The sequence below is a fragment of the Blastococcus sp. KM273128 genome (genome assembly GCF_021698975.1).
Lineage (GTDB): Bacteria > Actinomycetota > Actinomycetes > Mycobacteriales > Geodermatophilaceae > Blastococcus.
In genome coordinates this window covers 1-16817 of sequence record NZ_SSXA01000017.1, presented here as the reverse complement: position 1 = coordinate 16817, position 16817 = coordinate 1, and the positions used below count along the sequence as shown (strand labels likewise).

The following is a 16817-nucleotide window of genomic DNA, read 5'->3' as shown; positions in this document are numbered from 1 at the left end:
GGTTCCTGTCCGGCGAAGGTCGGCGTTGCTGCGCCTGGCCTTCCGGCGCCCCCGGAGGTGGGTCGTGTCAGTTCATGCTGCTCCTGTCACGTCGTCGACGGTCTCGCTCGCGGTCGACGTGGGGAAGTCCTCGTTCGTCTGGTCCCTCACCGACGCTGCACGGATTCGGATGCTGGGACCGGTCGAATGCTCGATGAGTGGCCCAGCGCTCCGAGAAGTCGTGGCTTGCGTGGAGCGGGTGCTGCCGCCGGAAGCACAGGTCAAAGTGGGTGTTGAGGCCGCCGGCCACTATCACCGGCCGCTGTTGGCACCGACCGCCTGGCCCGCCGGCTGGGAGCTGCTCGAGCTCAATCCAGCGCACGTCACCGAGCAGCGGCGGGTGATGGGCCGGCGGCGGGTGAAGACCGATGCGATCGATCTGGAGGCGATCACCGAGCTGCTGCTGGCCGGCCGCGGGGTAGCCGTCACGACGCGGGCGGCGGTGCTCGGTGAACTGACGTCCTGGTCGGCGCACCGGACCCGCCGAGTGGCGATCCGCACCGCGACGAAGAACCAGCTGCTCGGCCAGCTCGACCGCGCCTTCCCCGGCCTGACCCTGGTGCTCCCGGACGTGCTGGGAACCAAGATCGGCCGACTGGTCGCCGCGGAGTTCGCCGATCCAGCCCGGCTGACCGCGCTCGGCGCGAGCCGGCTGATCCGCTTCGCCGCCACTCGCAACCTGCGGCTTCGCCGCCCGTTGGCCGAGCGTCTGGTCACCGCCGCCCGCGACGCCTTGCCGACCGCCGACGCCGCGGCCGCCCGGGCTGTGCTCGCCGCCGACCTCACGCTGCTGGGCAATTTGGACGCCCAGATCGGCGCGGCCGAGGCCGAGCTGGCCCGGCTCCTGCCGGCCAGCCCGTTCGCCACGCTGACCAGCGTGCCGGGCTGGGGCCTCGTCCGGGCCGGGAACTACGGCGCGGCCCTCGGCGACCCCGCCCGCTGGCCAGGACCCCGGCAGGTCTACCGCGCCGCCGGCCTGTCTCCGATGCAATACGAGTCCGCCGGCCGCCGCCGCGACGGTGGCATCAGCCGCGAGGGCAGCGTGCAACTCCGTCGCGCCCTGATCGACCTCGGCATGGGCTTGTGGCTCAACGACCGGTCCGCCCGCGACTACGCCGCCGCGCTGAAGGCTCGCGGCAAGCGCGGCGGCATCATCGCCTGCGCCCTGGCCCACCGCGCCAACAAGATCGCCTACGCTCTCGTGCGCGACCAGGCCCCCTACGACGCCGCCCGTTGGAGCACGCGGGAGGACTGATCGCGAACCTTCACAACTCCGGCCGGTGGTGCCACCCTGGACCGCACGAAGGGCCGGATCAGACGCCGCAGCCGCTATGGCGGACACCCTCGGGTGTCACGCCGCGCCTAGCTTGGCGCCCGGCCCTTCGCCATGACAGCAGCCCGAACGACGCCAGATGACCCCGCCCACCGCGGAGGTCGCATACGTCAGCGTGGGCACTCGGCACCGATCCAGCGACACACCACCGACCAAGATCGCCCCCGCCGCGCTCCGCTACGCGGAGCCGATGCCGCACGCCCGCGCCCCCGCTTGACACGACCTACCGCCAGCTAGGCGGAGGCGGCGCCGGCGGTCTCGGGGGCGCGGCCCTCCACCGAGCGGCGCAGCGCCGAGTGCAGCGACTCGGGGGTGAGGACGCCGAGGAAGTGGTCGCCGTCGAGCACGGCGACCCAGCCGGCCTCGTGCTGGAGCATCGTGGCGAACGCCGTCTTCAGCGACGCCTCCCGGGGCACCCAGGCCTCCATCCGCCGGGCCGCACCGCCGACGGTGCCGCTGCCCCCGGCGCGGTCGGGCGAGAGCCAGCCGTGCAGGCGGTCGCTGCCGTCGAGCACCACGGCCCAGCGCGCGCCGGAGCGCTGCAGCGCCGCCCGCGCGTCGGCCAGGCCGTCGTCGGCGTGCAGCACCGGCGGGTGCTCGAGGTCCTCGGCGGCGATGCCGGTCACGGCCAGCCGCTTGAGGCCGCGGTCGGCGCCGACGAAGTCGGCCACGAAGTCGTTGGCCGGCCGGCCGAGCAGGTCGGCGGGCGTCGCGAACTGCTCCACCCGGCCGCCGTGGCTCATCACGGCGATGCGGTCGCCGATGCGCACCGCCTCCTCGATGTCGTGGGTGACGAAGACGATCGTCTTGCGCACCGTGGACTGCAGCCGCAGGAACTCCGCCTGCAGCCGCTCGCGCACCACCGGGTCGACGGCGGAGAACGGCTCGTCCATCAGCAGCACCGGGGGGTCGGCCGCGAGCGCCCGGGCCACGCCCGCCCGCTGCCGCTGCCCGCCGGAGAGCTGCCCGGGGTAGCGGTCGCCGTGCACCGCCGGGTCCAGGCCGACGGTGGCGAGCAGCTCGTCGACCCGGGCCCGGGTCTCCGCCTTGCCCCAGCCCAGCAGGCGCGGGACGGTGCCGACGTTGGCGCGGATGGTCTGGTGCGGGAAGAGCCCGACGTTCTGGATCACGTAGCCGATGCGACGGCGCATCTCCACGGGATCGGCGCGGGTGACGTCGTCCTCGCCGATGACGATGCGGCCGGTCGTCGGCTCGATGATCCGGTTGATCATCTTCATCGTCGTCGTCTTGCCGCAGCCGGAGGGCCCGACCAGGACGGTCAACTCGCCCGCGGCGAAGGTGAGGTCGAGCTCGGCCACGCCCACGGTGCCGTCGGCGTAGACCTTGCTGACGCCCTCCAGCCGGATCTCCACCGCCTCACCGGACTCGCTCGCGGACGGGGGAGTGTGCGCAGTAGCGTCCACGGTGTGACCCTCCTGGGAGGCGCCCGGTGCTGAGCGCGGGAGCGGGGACGTACGCGGTGCGTGCCGCGGACGCGGCGCCGAACCCGTGGTTCGACGCGTCGTACGTGGTCGAGAACTGGGGCACCATTCTGCGGTACCTGGGCGAGCACGTCAGGCTGACCGTCGCCGCCGTCGTCATCGGGGCGCTGATCGCGCTGCCGCTGGCGCTGCTCGCCCGCCGCGTCCGGTGGCTGGCCGCGCCGGTGCTGGGCTTCTCCTCGATCGTCTACACGATCCCGTCGCTGGCGATGTTCGCGCTGATCTTCCCGTTCACCGGGCTGACGGCGACGACGGTGCTGGTGGGGCTGGTCGTCTACTCGCTGGTGATCCTGGTGCGGAACTTCCTGACCGGGCTTCAGGGCGTGCCCGGTGACGTGCGGGAGGCCGCCGAGGGCATGGGCTACGGCCGGTTCCGCCTGTTCTGGCAGATCGACCTGCCGCTGGCCCTGCCGGCCTTCATAGCGGGGCTGCGGATCGCCACGGTGTCCACCGTCGCGCTCACCACGGTGGGGGTGCTGGTCGGGCACGGGGGGCTCGGGCAGCTGATCTTCGGCGGCTTCAACTCGAACTTCTACCGGGCCGAGATCGTCACCGGGGCGGTGGGCTGCGTGCTGCTGGCGCTCTTCGCCGACGTCCTGCTCGCCGGCGCCGAGCGGCTGCTCACCCCCTGGGCGAGGGCGCGGTCGTGACCGGCTTCGGCGACGCGCTCGTCTACCTCAACGACCCGTTCAACTGGACCCGGCCCGGCGGGCTGCTGGACCTGCTCGTGGAGCACCTGGCCGTCTCCGGCATCGCCGTGCTCGCCGCGCTGGTGCTGGCGCTGCCGCTCGGCATCGCGCTGGGCACCAGCGGGCGGGGCGGGGGCGCGGTCGTCGTCCTGTCGAACGTGAGCCGTGCGGTGCCGACGCTCGCGCTGCTCACCCTCTTCGCGGTCAGCCCGATCGGCTTCGGCAACCGCGCCACCGCCATCGCCCTGGCGGTGTTCGCGTTCCCGCCGATCCTCACCAACACCTACGTCGGGTTCCGCGGTGTGGACGGCGACGTCCGCGAGGCGGCGCGGGCCATGGGCATGACCCGCGGCCAGGTGCTGCGCGGGGTGGAGCTCCCGCTGGCGCTGCCGCTGGTGATGACCGGTGTGCGCACCGCCGCCGTGCAGGTGGTGGCCACAGCAGGGCTCGCCGCCCTGGTCGGCGGGGGCGGGCTGGGCCGGGTGGTCAACCTCGGCTTCGGCCAGCAGGACTACGGGCTGATCATCGCCGGGGCGATCGTGATCGCGGCGCTGGCGCTGCTCACCGAGCTGGTGCTCGTGGCGCTCACCTGGGCGGTGCGACCGGGGCCGCGGCGGTTGCCCTTCGTCACCGGCAGGCGGCGGACGGTGCGCGGTGAGCCCGAGCTGACGGCCACCGGCGTGCCGCAGTGATCACGCCTTGATAACGAAGCCCGCGGCAGCGGAAACCCGATTGCGTCGTGCACAACGGGACGGTTCGATGGAGCCCGCGGGAGACCTCCCGCCAGACACGCGTGCCTGGCCGGCACGGGACACAGAAGGCGGGGCGTCCAACCATGCGCGCACGCACCAGGACCATCGCACCACTGCTCTTCGCGGTCGCGCTGACCGCGGCCTGCGGCGAGTCGGGCTCCTCCGGTACCGGTGGGGGTGAGACGGGCGGCGGTGGCGGCCAGGCCTCCGGCGACGCCTGCGCCCCGGTCGCCGGCGACCAGCTCGTCGTCCTCGAGGACGACCAGAACCTGCAGAACGCCGACAACATCATCCCCGCGGTCAACGCGCAGGCCGCCCAGGCCAACCCGGCGCTGCTGCCGGCGCTGGACCAGGTGTCGGCCGAGATGACCACCGAGGAGCTGATCCAGCTCAACGCCGCGGTGGAGGTGCAGCGGGAGAGCGCCGAGGACGTCGCCGCCGGCTGGGTCGAGGAGAACATCGACGCCGCGGCGCTAGAGCAGGGCAGCGGGGTGATCGCCGTCGGCGGGGCCAACTTCCCCGAGTCGACCATCCTCGCCAACGTCTACGCCGACGTGCTCCAGCTCGCGGGCTTCGACGCCACCGTCCAGGAGGTGGGCAACCGCGAGCTGTACCTGCAGGCGCTGATCAACAACGAGATCCAGGTCTTCCCCGAGTACCTCGCCACGGTCACCGAGTTCATCGAGGGCGACGACGCCACCCAGGTGGCCAGCGGCGACGTCGAGGAGACCCGGCAGGCGCTCGAGCCGCTCGCGGCCGAGGCCGGTCTGGTGTTCGGCGAGCCCTCGGAGGCAGCGGACCAGAACGCGTTCGCGGTCACCCAGGCGTTCGCCGACGAGCTCGGCGTCACCACCCTCTCGGAGCTCGCCGAGGCGTGCGGGGACGGGTCGCTGGTCCTCGGCGGCCCGACCGAGTGCCCGACCCGCCCGTTCTGCCAGCCCGGGCTGGAGGAGACCTACGGTCTCGAGTTCGCCGACTTCCGCGAGCTGGACACCGGTGGCCCGCTGACCCGCGCCGCGATCGAGCGGGGCGAGGTCTCCATCGGCCTGGTCTTCAGCTCCGCCGGCTTCCTCGCCGGAAGCTGATCGCCCGGCTCAGTACCAGCCGCCGGGGGGCAGCTGCTCCCCGGCGGCGACGGGCGTCCCCACCCGGTTGCCCTCGGGCGCCAGCGGGCAGGACCAGCGCGGGTCGTAGGCGCAGGACGGGTGGTAGGCGAAGTTGAGGTCGACCACCAGCCGCTCGCCGTCGCCCCCGAGGTCGGCGCCCTTCACCGTGTCGAGCAGGTAGCGCCCACCCCCGTAGGTGCTGCCACCGGCGGTGCCGTCGCGCAGCGGCAGGAAGACCCCGCCGCCGTAGAGGGTGACCCACCACACGTCGAGCGTGCCGATGCCGGGCAGCGCGACGGCCCCGATCCGGTCCAGCGGGACGACGCCGTCGGCCGCGGTGGGTATCTCCAGCCGCAGCGGTCCCGCCGGCTCGAGGGCGGGCTCGAAGCGGAGCGCCGGGTCGTACGGTGCCACCGGCAGCCCCCGGAACGCCGCCCGCCCCGAGGCGTCCAGCGGCGACTGCGGGTGGTCCGCGAACAGCTCGTCGCGACCCTCCCGCCACCGGAGCCAGCCCTGCTCGGGATCACGGTGGGCACGGACGTCGGCGTGCAGCGCGGCCACGCGGCGGCGCCAGTCGAGCAGCGAGAGGTTCACCCCGGCACTGTGGCACCTGGGACCACTGTGGGCACGGGTGCGCTTCCTCCCGGTGAGCGCCGCACGTCGCTACGCTGGGTGCCATGCCCCGCCGCGAGGACGACGTCGCCCGCGGCCCCGCCCTCGGTGGCACGCGCACGCTCCTGCAGGCCGGCGGGTTCGTGCTCGCCCTCGGGGCCACCCTCGCCGTCTTCCTCACCGACAACGCGCAGCTGCTGCGGGTCGCCGTCGTGGCGGTGGCCTGGGCGTTCGTGCTCGCCACCTTCGCCGCCGGCCGGCGCGGCACCGACCGGGCGCACGCGGCGGCCCGGGAGGCCGAGCTGCGCCGCGCCTACGAGCTGGAGCTGGAGCGCGAGGTCGCCGCGCGCCGCGAGTACGAGCTGGAGCTGGAGAACGAGCTCCGCCGCGAGGCCGAGGGCGGCATGCGCGAGGAGCTCGACGCGCTGCGCGGTGAGGTCGCCGCGCTGGGCGGCCTCCGCGACGAGGTGGCCCGCGTCGCCGGCCTGCGCGGTGACCTCGCCGCGCTGGGGCAGCTGCGCGACGAGGTGGCCCGGGTGGCGTCGCTCCGGGACGACGTCGCCGCGCTGACCGGCCTGCGGGCGGAGCTCGGCCAGCTCGGTGCGCTGCGGGAGGACGTGGGGCGGCTGCGGGCCGAGCTCGCCGAGCAGCTGTCCAGCGAGATGCTGGTCGAGCGGATCGTCATGCGCACCCAGGCCAGCCGGCTGGACGGTCCGCCCCGCACCCTCGAGGGCGCGGCGTGGAACGACGACGCCCCGCCGCGGGAGTTCACCGGTGGCTGGCCGGCGATCCGGCTGGAGGAGCCGCGACCCACCCAGCAGTTCGAGCAGGTGCGCACCAGCACGTGGTCCGCGGTGGCGCCGCCCGCCGCGGCACCGGTCCCGCCGCAGCCGCCCGCCGCAGCCGTCCCGCCGCCGGTCCGCCCGCCCGTGCCGCCCCGGCCGGTGGCCCCCTCGGGCTTCGACCGGCACGAGCGCGCGGCGGCGCACGAGGACGACCCCTGGCTCGGCTCCGCCGCCCCGCTCCGCAGCGCCGACGAGCGGCCCGCGCCGCCGGTCACCGTGCACTCGCCGGTGGTCACGCCGTCGTCGACGCTGCCCCCGGCCCCGCCGGCCGCCCCGCCGCAGTCGCCGCTGGAGTGGCTCGCCGCCCGGTCGCTGGTGGAGCCGCCCGCCCCGCCGCGCGCCGAGGACGCGCCGCGCCGCCGGCGCACCGACGACGTCGCGGAGCCGCGGCCGGCCGAGTCCGCCCCGACCACCGCCCGGCCCGCGGTGACCCCGGACCGGGCGGCGCCGCAGGAGCAGGACGGCCCGGCGGCACCGGTCCGCATCGAGCAGATCCTGGCGCAGAACGGGGTCAGCCCCAGCTCGGGCGGCCGCCGCCGGCGGCGGTACCGGGAGGACGGCGAGGGCGACGACGTCCTGGCCCGGGTCCTCGGCCGCTGAGCCCTAGCGCGGGCCGCGGGACAGCCCGCCGCCGTCGATCACGAGCGTCTGGCCGGTGACCCACCCGGCGCCGTCGCCCAGCAGGTAGGCCGCGGCCTCGCCGATGTCCTCCGGGGTGCCCAGGCGTGCCATCGGGTAGACCGCCGCGGCCTCGGCCTCCCGGCCCTCGAACAGCGCGCCGGCGAAGCGGGTCTTCACCACGGCCGGGGCCACCGCGTTCACCCGCACCTTGGGTGCGAGCTCCACCGCGAGCTGGGTGGTCAGGTTGATCAGCGCCGCCTTGCTCACCCCGTACGCGCCGATCTCCTGGGAGGAGCGCAGCCCGGCCACCGAGGCGACGAACAGCACCGCGCCGCCGTGCTCGGACATCCACGCGCGCCAGGCCTCCTGGACCAGGCCCAGCGAGGCGACCACGTTGGTGTCGAGGATCTTGCGGGCCGCGTCCAGGTCGAGATCCATGAGCGGCCCGTACGCGGGGTTGATGCCGACGTTGCCCACCAGGGCGTCGAGGCTGCCGAACGTCTCGACGGCGGTGCGCACCGCCGTCGCCCGGTGCTCCGGGTCTCCGGCGTTGCCGGCCACCGCGACGGCGACCTCCGGCCCGCCGAGCGACTCCACCGCCTCGGCCAGCGCCTCCGGCTTCCGGGCGGTGAGCACCACCCGGGCACCGCGCTCCACCAGGCTCCGGGCGATGCCCAGGCCGATGCCGCGGCTGCCCCCCGTGACCAGTGCGGTCTTCCCCTCGAACGTGTGCACGCTGCCTCCCTCGCCGATGTGCCGGCCGTCACGGTAAGGGCGGCGCGCACCCTGCCCCGCGGCCGGGTGCCGCAGGGCACGTGAGCCAGCACACAGCAACCAGGCGTTGCGGCCGCGGCACGGGCGTCACACACTCGCCATCGGCACGTCGCCCGCGTGACACGGAACGGTTGCAGCGGGCGCCGGCCGGAGCTCCACCCCGCACGGCCACCGCGATCTGCCCGGATCGCTCCCGACGTCCGGTACCCGCCAGGGACTGGAACGAGAGGTGCACCGATGCCTGCCTCCCGCAGGACCGTCCGCTCGCTGCTGGGCCCCGCCCGCACGCACGCCCGCGCATCCGACGCCCCCGCCCGCCTCCGCGTCGGTGTCATCGGCGCCGGCCGCGTCGGCGCCGTCCTGGGCGCCGCGCTCGCCGCCGCCGGCCACGACGTCGTCGCCGCCTCGGGCCTGTCGGCCGCCTCCGCCGAGCGCGCCGCGCGCCTGCTGCCCGGCGTCCCCCTGCTGCCGGCCGACGCCGTCGTGGCCGCCGCGGACCTCGTCGTCCTCGCCGTCCCCGACGACACGCTGGCGGGGCTCGTCTCCGGGCTGGCCGAGACCGGGGCCTGGCGCGCCGGGCAGCTGGTCCTCCACACGTCGGGCGCGCACGGGCTGGCCGTGCTCGCCCCCGCCGAGGAGGCCGGGGTTCTCGCCCTCGCCCTGCACCCGGCGATGACCTTCACCGGCGCGCCCGAGGACGCCGAACGGCTCGACGGCGCGCCCTTCGGCGTGACCAGCCGGCCCGAGCACCGCCCGGTCGCCGAGACGCTGGTGCTGGAGATGGGCGGGGAGCCGTTCTTCGTCGCCGAGGCCGACCGCCCGCTGTACCACGCGGCGCTGGTCACCGGCGCCAACCACCTGGTCACGCTCGTGGCCGAGGCGGCCGACCTGCTGCGCACCGCCGGGGTGGCCGAGCCCGGGCGCGTGCTCGGCCCGCTGCTCACCGCCGCCCTCGACAACGGCCTGCGCCGAGGAGACCGCGGGCTCACCGGCCCGGTGAGCCGCGGCGACGCCGGCACGGTCGCCCACCACCTGCGGACCCTCGGCGAGCGCGCCCCCGGGTCGGTGGCCGCCTACGTCGCCATGGCGCAGCGGACCGCCGAGCGGGCCGTCACCGCCGGCCGGCTGCGCCCCCACGACGCGGCACCGGTGCTCGACGTCCTGGCCGCCGCGCACGACGACGTCGCGGGCCCGCGGTGACCACCGGCACCCGCCCGGCCGTCGCCGGGTCCGCCGCCGAGCTGCGCCGTCTGGTGTCCGCGCTGCCCGGCCCCGTCGCCCTGGTGCCCACCATGGGGGCGCTGCACGAGGGGCACCGCACGCTGGTCCGCGCCGCGCGCGAGCGGGCCGGCGGCGTCGTCGTCTCGGTGTTCGTGAACCCGACCCAGTTCGGCCCCGGCGAGGACTTCGACCGCTACCCGCGCACGTGGGACGCCGACCTCGCCGCCCTGGCCGAGGAGGGCGCCGACGTCGTCTTCCACCCCCCGGTCGAGGAGGTCTACCCGCCCGGTGCGGCCGGGGTGACCGTCGACCCGGGGCCGCTGGGCTCGGTGCTCGAGGGCGCGGTGCGGCCCGGTCACTTCGCCGGCGTGCTGACCGTCGTCGCCAAGCTCTTCGGCCTGGTCCGGCCCGACCTGGCGCTGTTCGGTGAGAAGGACTACCAGCAGCTCACCCTGATCCGGGCGATGGCCCGCGAGCTCGCCCTGGGGGTCGAGGTGGTCGGCGTCCCGACCGTCCGCGAGGACGACGGGCTCGCGCTGTCCAGCCGCAACCGCTACCTCTCGCCGGAACAGCGGGCTCGCGCCGCGACGTTGCACCGGGCGCTGACCGCAGGAGCCGCCGCCGGCCCGCAGGGTGCCGACGCCGTCCTGGCCGCCGCCCGCGCCGTCCTGGCCGGGGCGCCCGACCTGGTCCAGGACTACCTGGAACTGACCGATACCGATCTGGGACCGGCGCCGGCCGCCGGCCCCGCCCGGCTGCTCGTCGCCGTCCGCGCGGGCAGCACCCGACTCCTCGACAACACCGCAGTCCGGCTGGGAGGCCCGCGATGATGCGCACGATGCTCAAGTCCAAGATCCACCGTGCGACGGTCACCCAGGCCGACCTGCACTACGTGGGCTCGGTGACCGTGGACGAGGACCTCCTCGACGCCGCCGACCTGCTGCCCGGTGAGCAGGTCGCGATCGTCGACATCACCAACGGCGCCCGCCTGGAGACCTACGTGATCCCCGGCGAGCGGGGCACCGGCGTCATCGGCATCAACGGCGCCGCCGCGCACCTGGTGCACCCCGGCGACATGGTCATCCTCATCAGCTACGGCGTGATGGACGAGACCGAGGCCAAGAGCTACATCCCCAAGGTCGTGCACGTCGACGGCGCCAACCGCGTCGTCGAGCTGGGCGGGGACCCCTCGGCCCCCGTGCCCGGGGCTGCCGACCAGCGTCGCAGCGACCTGGGCGTGCCGGTCCGGTGACGCCGTGCTGCTGACCGTCGACGTCGGCAACAGCCAGACCGTCCTCGCCACCTTCGACGGCGAGCGGCGGGTCGGCTCCTGGCGGGTGACGACGGCGCCCCGCGCCACCGCCGACGAGCTGCGCATGCTGTGGCGCGGACTGCTCCGCGACACCGAGGTCACCGGCGTCGCGGCCTGCTCGACGGTGCCCGCGCTGCTGCCGGCGCTGCGCCAGCTGCTGGACTCCCTCGAGGTGCCGGTGGTGCTCATCGGCCCCGGCGTGCGCACCGGCGTCCCGCTGCACGTGGACAACCCGCGTGAGGTCGGTGCCGACCGGGTCGTCACCGCCCTGGCGGCCGCCGAGCTGTTCGGCCGGGCTCCGGACGGCGGCCGCCGGCCCGTGGTCGTCGTCGACTTCGGCACCTCCACGAACGTCGACGCCGTCGGTCCCGACGGGCAGTTCCTCGGCGGCGCGCTGGCGCCCGGGGTGGAGGTGAGTCGCGACGCGCTGGCCAGCCGGGCGGCCCAGCTGCGGTCGGTCGAGCTCTCCTGCCCGCCGCACGCGATCGGCAAGAACACCGTCGCCGCGCTCCAGTCGGGGCTGGTCCTCGGCTTCGCCGGTCTCGTCGACGGCCTCGTCGGGCGCATCTCGGCCGAGCTCGTGGCGCAGTTCGGCACCCCGCCGGTCGTCGTCGCCACCGGCGGGCTGGCGCCGCTGCTGGTGGACAGCTGCCGCACGATCGGCGAGCGCGAGCCCGACCTCACCGTGCACGGGCTGCGCCTGGCCTTCCAGCGGCAGCAGGCCGCGGAGCGGCGGCCGGCCGCCCCGTAGGCTCGGGCCCCGTGACGGACGTGGGACCGAACGGGACGGGCGGCGACGACGGCGGCGAGGAGCTGCCGGAGCAGATGCGGGTCCGCCGCGCCAAGCTCGACCGGCTGCGCGACTCGGGCGTCGACCCCTACCCGGTGGGCGTCCCGCGCACGACCACCCTCGCCGCGGTCCGCGGCGGCCACCCCGAGCTCGACCCCGACACGATGACCGGCGAGCGCGTCGGCGTCACCGGCCGGGTGATCTTCTTCCGCAACACCGGCAAGCTCTGCTTCGCCACGCTGCGCGAGGGGGACGCCGAGCTGCAGGTGATGCTCTCCCGCGACCGCGTGGGCGAGGAGGCGTTGGCCGCCTGGAAGTCCGACGTCGACCTCGGTGACCACGTCTTCGTCGAGGGCGAGGTCGGGACGTCGCGCCGCGGGGAGCTCTCCGTCTTCGCCGACTCCTGGCAGCTGACCGCGAAGGCGCTGCGCCCGCTCCCGGTGGCGCACAAGCCGATGAGCGAGGAGCTGCGGGTGCGCCGCCGCTACGTCGACCTCATCGTGCGCGACGAGGCCCGCCGCACCGTCCGGCAGCGGGCCACCGTCATGTCCACCCTGCGCGCGGGGCTGGCCCGGCGGGAGTTCATCGAGGTCGAGACCCCGATGCTGCAGACCGTGCACGGCGGTGCGGCGGCCCGGCCCTTCCGCACCCACATGAACGCCTTCGATCTCGACCTCTACCTGCGCATCGCGCCGGAGCTGTTCCTCAAGCGGTGCATCGTCGGCGGGCTGGACCGGGTCTTCGAGATCAACCGCAACTTCCGCAACGAGGGCGCCGACAGCTCGCACTCGCCGGAGTTCGCGATGCTGGAGTTCTACGCGGCCTACCTCGACTACCAGGACATCGCCGTCATCACGCGGGAGCTGGTCCAGGAGAGCTGCGCGGCGCTCTTCGGCGACCACGTCGCCCGCCACCACGACGGCACCGAGCTCGACCTGTCGGGGGAGTGGCGGCAGGTCCGCCTGTTCGACCTGGTGAGCGAGGCGGTGGGGGAGCAGGTCTCCCCGGACACCCCGATCGAGCACCTCCGCGCGCTGGCCGAGCGGCACGAGGTGGGCATCGACCCGGCCTGGATCCACGGCAAGGTGGTCGAGGAGATCTTCGAGGCGCTGGTGCAGCCCTCGCTGCAGGAGCCCACGTTCGTCATGGACTACCCGGTGGACACCTCGCCGCTGACGCGGGCGCACCGGACCGATCCCGGCGTCGCCGAGAAGTGGGACCTCTACATCGGCGGCATCGAGCGGGGCACCGGCTACTCCGAGCTCGTCGACCCCGTCGTCCAGCGCGAGCGCTTCACCCAGCAGGCGCTGCTGGCCGCGGCCGGCGACCCCGAGGCGATGGTGCTCGACGAGGACTTCCTCGAGGCCCTCGAATACGGCATGCCGCCCACCGGCGGGGTGGGAATGGGCATGGACCGGTTGATGATGACGCTGACCGGGCTCGGCATTCGGGAGACGATCCTGTTCCCGTTGGTCCGGCCAATCAGTTCCTGATCCGCGCGTACCCTGATTTCTCCGGGCGTGAGGAATCGCGCAGCCATTTCCCAATTTTCGTCATTCGTGCTGTAATGATCCCCGCACCCGCCGGGTGCTATTTCCGTCCAGCCCCCGGGCTGCAGCGAATGAGCGAGGAACGAATGGCGCGAAAGGTCCAGGTCATCCTGAGCGACGACCTCGACGAGAATCTCCCGGCCGACGAGACCGTCAGCTTCGCGCTGGACGGCACGTCGTACGAGATCGACCTGGCGGAGAAGAACGCCCAGGAACTGCGCGACGCCTTCTCCCGGTACATCTCCGCGGCGCGCAAGGTCGGCCGCGGCACCCGCGCCTCGGGGGGCGGCCGGTCCCGCGCCACCGGTGGCGGCGGGCGCATGGACCGCGAGCAGGCCGGGGCCATCCGCGACTGGGCCCGCAAGAACGGGCACGCGGTGAGCGACCGCGGCCGCATCCCGGCCAGCGTCGTCGAGGCCTACGAGGCCGCCCACTGAAAGGACCCCCTCGCCCCCCGGCACTCGCTCCGCTCGCGCCGGGACCCTGCGAGGGGGCCGTTCCAGAGCGTCGCCCGGCCCGGCTCCCCTCAGGGGGGTCGGGCCGGTGGCGTCCCGGGCCGCGGTGGAGGCCGGTAGGCCGACAGGGGGCGTGGTGCCGGTTGGCGTCCTGGGTCGCGGTGGAGGCCGACAGGCCGACGGTGGGCACCGTCCGCTCACGGCGTAACGGGGGCGGAACACCGCCCACCCGGGGCCCGTTGCACCGGGCAGCCATCCACCGCACCGCCGGAACGACGACGGGGCGGCGTGGTCCGCGACTACAGTGGAAAGACCGGTGCCCCCGCGCGCCGACGGACGTCGGGTGCTCCTCTCCAGCACGGGGAGGGCAGTGCCGGACCAGCCGGTCAGAGGAGAAGCAGCAGATGTTCGAACGGTTCACCGACCGAGCCCGACGGGTGGTCGTCCTGGCGCAGGAAGAAGCCAGGATGCTCAACCACAACTACATCGGCACCGAGCACATCCTCCTGGGCCTGATCCACGAGGGTGAGGGTGTCGCCGCCAAGGCCCTGGAGTCCCTCGGCATCTCGCTCGAGGGCGTCCGCCAGCAGGTCGAGGAGATCATCGGGCAGGGCCAGCAGGCGCCGTCCGGTCACATCCCCTTCACGCCGCGGGCGAAGAAGGTGCTGGAGCTGTCGCTGCGCGAGGCGCTGCAGCTCGGCCACAACTACATCGGCACCGAGCACATCCTGCTCGGCCTGATCCGCGAGGGCGAGGGCGTTGCCGCCCAGGTCCTGGTGAAGCTCGGCGCCGACCTCAACCGCGTGCGCCAGCAGGTCATCCAGCTGCTGTCGGGCTACCAGGGCAAGGAGCCCGCCGCGGCCGGCGGCCCGGCCGAGGGCACGCCGTCGACCTCGCTGGTCCTCGACCAGTTCGGCCGCAACCTGACCCAGGCCGCGCGCGACTCCAAGCTCGACCCCGTCATCGGGCGGGCCAAGGAGATCGAGCGGGTCATGCAGGTCCTGTCGCGCCGGACGAAGAACAACCCGGTCCTCATCGGCGAGCCCGGCGTCGGCAAGACCGCCGTCGTCGAGGGGCTGGCGCAGGCCATCGTCAAGGGCGAGGTGCCCGAGACGCTGAAGGACAAGCAGCTCTACACCCTCGACCTCGGCGCGCTCGTCGCCGGTTCCCGCTACCGCGGTGACTTCGAGGAGCGCCTCAAGAAGGTGCTGAAGGAGATCCGCACCCGCGGCGACATCATCCTGTTCATCGACGAGATCCACACCCTCGTCGGGGCGGGTGCCGCGGAGGGCGCGATCGACGCCGCCAGCATCCTCAAGCCGATGCTGGCCCGCGGCGAGCTGCAGACCATCGGCGCCACCACGCTGGACGAGTACCGCAAGCACCTGGAGAAGGACGCCGCCCTCGAGCGCCGCTTCCAGCCGATCCAGGTGGGCGAGCCGACGCTGGCCCACACGATCGAGATCCTCAAGGGCCTGCGCGACCGGTACGAGGCGCACCACCGGATCAGCATCACCGACGGCGCCCTGGTGGCCGCGGCGACGCTGGCCGACCGGTACATCTCCGACCGCTTCCTGCCGGACAAGGCGATCGACCTGATCGACGAGGCCGGTGCCCGGATGCGGATCAAGCGGATGACCGCCCCGCCGGACCTGCGCGAGTTCGACGACAAGATTGCGGCCGTCCGCCGCGAGAAGGAGTCGGCGATCGACGCGCAGGACTTCGAGAAGGCCGCGTCGCTGCGCGACACCGAGAAGCAGCTGCTGGGCGAGAAGGCCGAGCGCGAGAAGCAGTGGAAGGCCGGCGACATGGACGTCGTCGCCGAGGTCGACGACGAGCAGATCGCCGAGGTGCTGGCCAACTGGACCGGCATCCCCGTCTTCAAGCTCACCGAGGAGGAGACCACGCGTCTGCTCCGCATGGAGGACGAGCTCCACAAGCGGATCATCGGCCAGGAAGAGGCCATCAAGAGCGTCAGCCAGGCGATCCGGCGCACGCGGGCGGGCCTCAAGGACCCGCGCCGTCCCGGTGGCTCCTTCATCTTCGCCGGCCCCTCGGGTGTCGGTAAGACGGAGCTGGCGAAGGCGCTGGCGCAGTTCCTGTTCGGTGAGGACGACGCGCTCATCCAGATCGACATGGGTGAGTTCCACGACCGCTTCACCGTGTCCCGCCTCGTCGGTGCCCCTCCCGGTTACGTCGGTTACGACGAGGGCGGCCAGCTGACCGAGAAGGTGCGGCGCAAGCCGTTCTCGGTGGTCCTCTTCGACGAGATCGAGAAGGCGCACGCGGACGTGTTCAACACGCTGCTGCAGGTTCTCGAGGACGGCCGGCTCACCGATGGTCAGGGCCGGATCGTGGACTTCAAGAACACGATCCTGATCCTCACCACGAACCTCGGTACGCGGGACATCTCCAAGGCCGTGGGGCTCGGTTTCCAGGCCGGTAACGACGACCAGTCGAACTACGACCGGATGAAGCTCAAGGTCAACGAGGAGCTCAAGCAGCACTTCCGGCCGGAGTTCCTCAACCGCATCGACGACATCGTCGTGTTCCACCAGCTGACCGAGAAGGAGATCATCCAGATCGTCGACCTGATGGTCAGCCGGGTGGAGAGCCAGCTGGCCAACAAGGACATGGCGCTGGAGATCACGCCCGCGGCGAAGAAGCTGCTGGCCGCCCGGGGCTTCGACCCGGTGCTGGGTGCCCGGCCGCTGCGCCGCACCATCCAGCGCGAGATCGAGGACGCGCTCAGCGAGAAGATCCTCTACGGCGAGCTGTCCAGCGGGCAGATCATCGTGGTGGACGTCGACGACGCCGAGGGCCCCGCGCAGAAGTTCACCTTCCGCGGCGAGGCCAAGCCGGTCGACCTGCCCGACACCCCGCCGGTCGCCCTCTCGGGCGCCGAGGGTGACGAGGACGGTCCGGCCGCGGCCGCCGAGTAGCACCCGCACGACCGACAGGGCCCGCTCCCGCCGCGAGGTGGGGGCGGGCCCTGCCGCGGTCCCGGCCCCGGCCCCGGCCGCACCCCCCCGCGCCGTGGCCATGATCAGGGCACCTGATCATCGGGTGTCCTCCCTCAGCGCAGACGGTGAGGGAGGACGCCGCACGATCAGGTTCCCCGGAGTCAGGTGGTGGTCGCACCGCCTCGATGAGGGGTGGATGCGGTGGCGGTCACCAGGTCGACGTTGCGGGTGTTCTGGCGGGCGATCGCGGAGG

At 73.9% G+C, this 16817-nt stretch carries 15 protein-coding genes; 12 read left to right on the top strand and 3 right to left on the bottom strand.

The features are described 5' to 3' along the window. The first annotated feature begins 64 nt into the window (after positions 1 to 64). Positions 65 to 1294: an IS110 family transposase gene (locus tag E9529_RS07395; RefSeq protein ID WP_308195260.1), complete on the top strand. Its 1230-nt coding sequence runs from the start codon at positions 65 to 67 to the stop codon at positions 1292 to 1294. Between the two features lie 311 nt (positions 1295 to 1605). Here E9529_RS07395 and E9529_RS07390 read toward each other — a convergent pair whose 3' ends face one another. After that, complete coding sequence (locus E9529_RS07390) at positions 1606 to 2796, bottom strand: ABC transporter ATP-binding protein (protein WP_236830490.1); 1191 nt, start codon at positions 2794 to 2796, stop codon at positions 1606 to 1608. A 56-nt stretch (positions 2797 to 2852) separates the two neighbouring features. Here E9529_RS07390 and E9529_RS07385 point away from each other — a divergent pair, with 56 nt between their 5' ends. The 3 genes from E9529_RS07385 (at position 2853) to E9529_RS07375 (ending at position 5400) form a co-directional block, all read left to right on the top strand. Next, positions 2853 to 3524, top strand: a complete 672-nt coding sequence (locus tag E9529_RS07385; protein ID WP_236830489.1) for an ABC transporter permease — start codon at positions 2853 to 2855, stop codon at positions 3522 to 3524. Further along, positions 3521 to 4255, top strand: coding sequence for an ABC transporter permease (locus E9529_RS07380; protein WP_236830488.1), 735 nt, complete (start codon positions 3521 to 3523; stop codon positions 4253 to 4255). Before E9529_RS07385 ends, E9529_RS07380 begins: the two co-directional genes overlap by 4 nt. Before the next feature lie 143 nt (positions 4256 to 4398). Further along, a complete protein-coding gene (locus E9529_RS07375) occupies positions 4399 to 5400 on the top strand; it encodes a glycine betaine ABC transporter substrate-binding protein (RefSeq protein ID WP_236830487.1) in 1002 nt (333 codons plus the stop codon). 9 nt (positions 5401 to 5409) lie between these two features. On the opposite strand, the gene E9529_RS07370 is transcribed toward E9529_RS07375, so the two are convergent. Next, positions 5410 to 6015: a DUF1684 domain-containing protein gene (locus tag E9529_RS07370; RefSeq protein WP_236830486.1), complete on the bottom strand. Its 606-nt coding sequence runs from the start codon at positions 6013 to 6015 to the stop codon at positions 5410 to 5412. Between the two features lie 83 nt (positions 6016 to 6098). Between E9529_RS07370 and E9529_RS07365 the strand changes: the two genes are divergently transcribed. Continuing rightward, positions 6099 to 7478 (top strand): DUF6779 domain-containing protein, encoded by a 1380-nt coding sequence (locus E9529_RS07365; RefSeq protein ID WP_236830485.1) that lies wholly within the window; start codon positions 6099 to 6101, stop codon positions 7476 to 7478. Between the two features lie 3 nt (positions 7479 to 7481). Here E9529_RS07365 and E9529_RS07360 read toward each other — a convergent pair whose 3' ends face one another. Continuing rightward, positions 7482 to 8234 carry an SDR family oxidoreductase gene (locus E9529_RS07360; protein ID WP_236830484.1) on the bottom strand — a complete coding sequence of 251 codons (753 nt, stop codon included), beginning with the start codon at positions 8232 to 8234 and terminating at the stop codon, positions 7482 to 7484. 276 nt (positions 8235 to 8510) lie between these two features. Here E9529_RS07360 and E9529_RS07355 point away from each other — a divergent pair, with 276 nt between their 5' ends. From E9529_RS07355 to E9529_RS07325, 7 genes are all read left to right on the top strand, one after another. Further along, positions 8511 to 9473, top strand: a complete 963-nt coding sequence (locus tag E9529_RS07355) for a Rossmann-like and DUF2520 domain-containing protein (protein ID WP_236830483.1) — start codon at positions 8511 to 8513, stop codon at positions 9471 to 9473. Further along, positions 9470 to 10324 (top strand): pantoate--beta-alanine ligase, encoded by an 855-nt coding sequence (panC, locus tag E9529_RS07350; protein WP_236830482.1) that lies wholly within the window; start codon positions 9470 to 9472, stop codon positions 10322 to 10324. The genes E9529_RS07355 and panC overlap by 4 nt, the downstream gene beginning before the upstream one ends. Beyond that, positions 10321 to 10746, top strand: coding sequence for an aspartate 1-decarboxylase (gene panD / locus E9529_RS07345; RefSeq protein WP_236824928.1), 426 nt, complete (start codon positions 10321 to 10323; stop codon positions 10744 to 10746). The genes panC and panD overlap by 4 nt, the downstream gene beginning before the upstream one ends. 4 nt (positions 10747 to 10750) lie before the next feature. Further along, a complete protein-coding gene (locus E9529_RS07340) occupies positions 10751 to 11557 on the top strand; it encodes a type III pantothenate kinase (protein ID WP_236830481.1) in 807 nt (268 codons plus the stop codon). A 74-nt stretch (positions 11558 to 11631) separates the two neighbouring features. After that, the gene (gene lysS / locus E9529_RS07335) at positions 11632 to 13089 is read left to right on the top strand and encodes a lysine--tRNA ligase (RefSeq protein ID WP_255708498.1); all 1458 of its coding nucleotides are present in this window, start codon (positions 11632 to 11634) and stop codon (positions 13087 to 13089) included. Between the two features lie 143 nt (positions 13090 to 13232). Continuing rightward, positions 13233 to 13583, top strand: coding sequence for an Lsr2 family protein (locus E9529_RS07330; RefSeq protein WP_236830538.1), 351 nt, complete (start codon positions 13233 to 13235; stop codon positions 13581 to 13583). A gap of 422 nt (positions 13584 to 14005) precedes the next feature. Beyond that, positions 14006 to 16543, top strand: a complete 2538-nt coding sequence (locus tag E9529_RS07325; RefSeq protein WP_236830479.1) for an ATP-dependent Clp protease ATP-binding subunit — start codon at positions 14006 to 14008, stop codon at positions 16541 to 16543. Positions 16544 to 16817 lie beyond the last annotated feature (274 nt).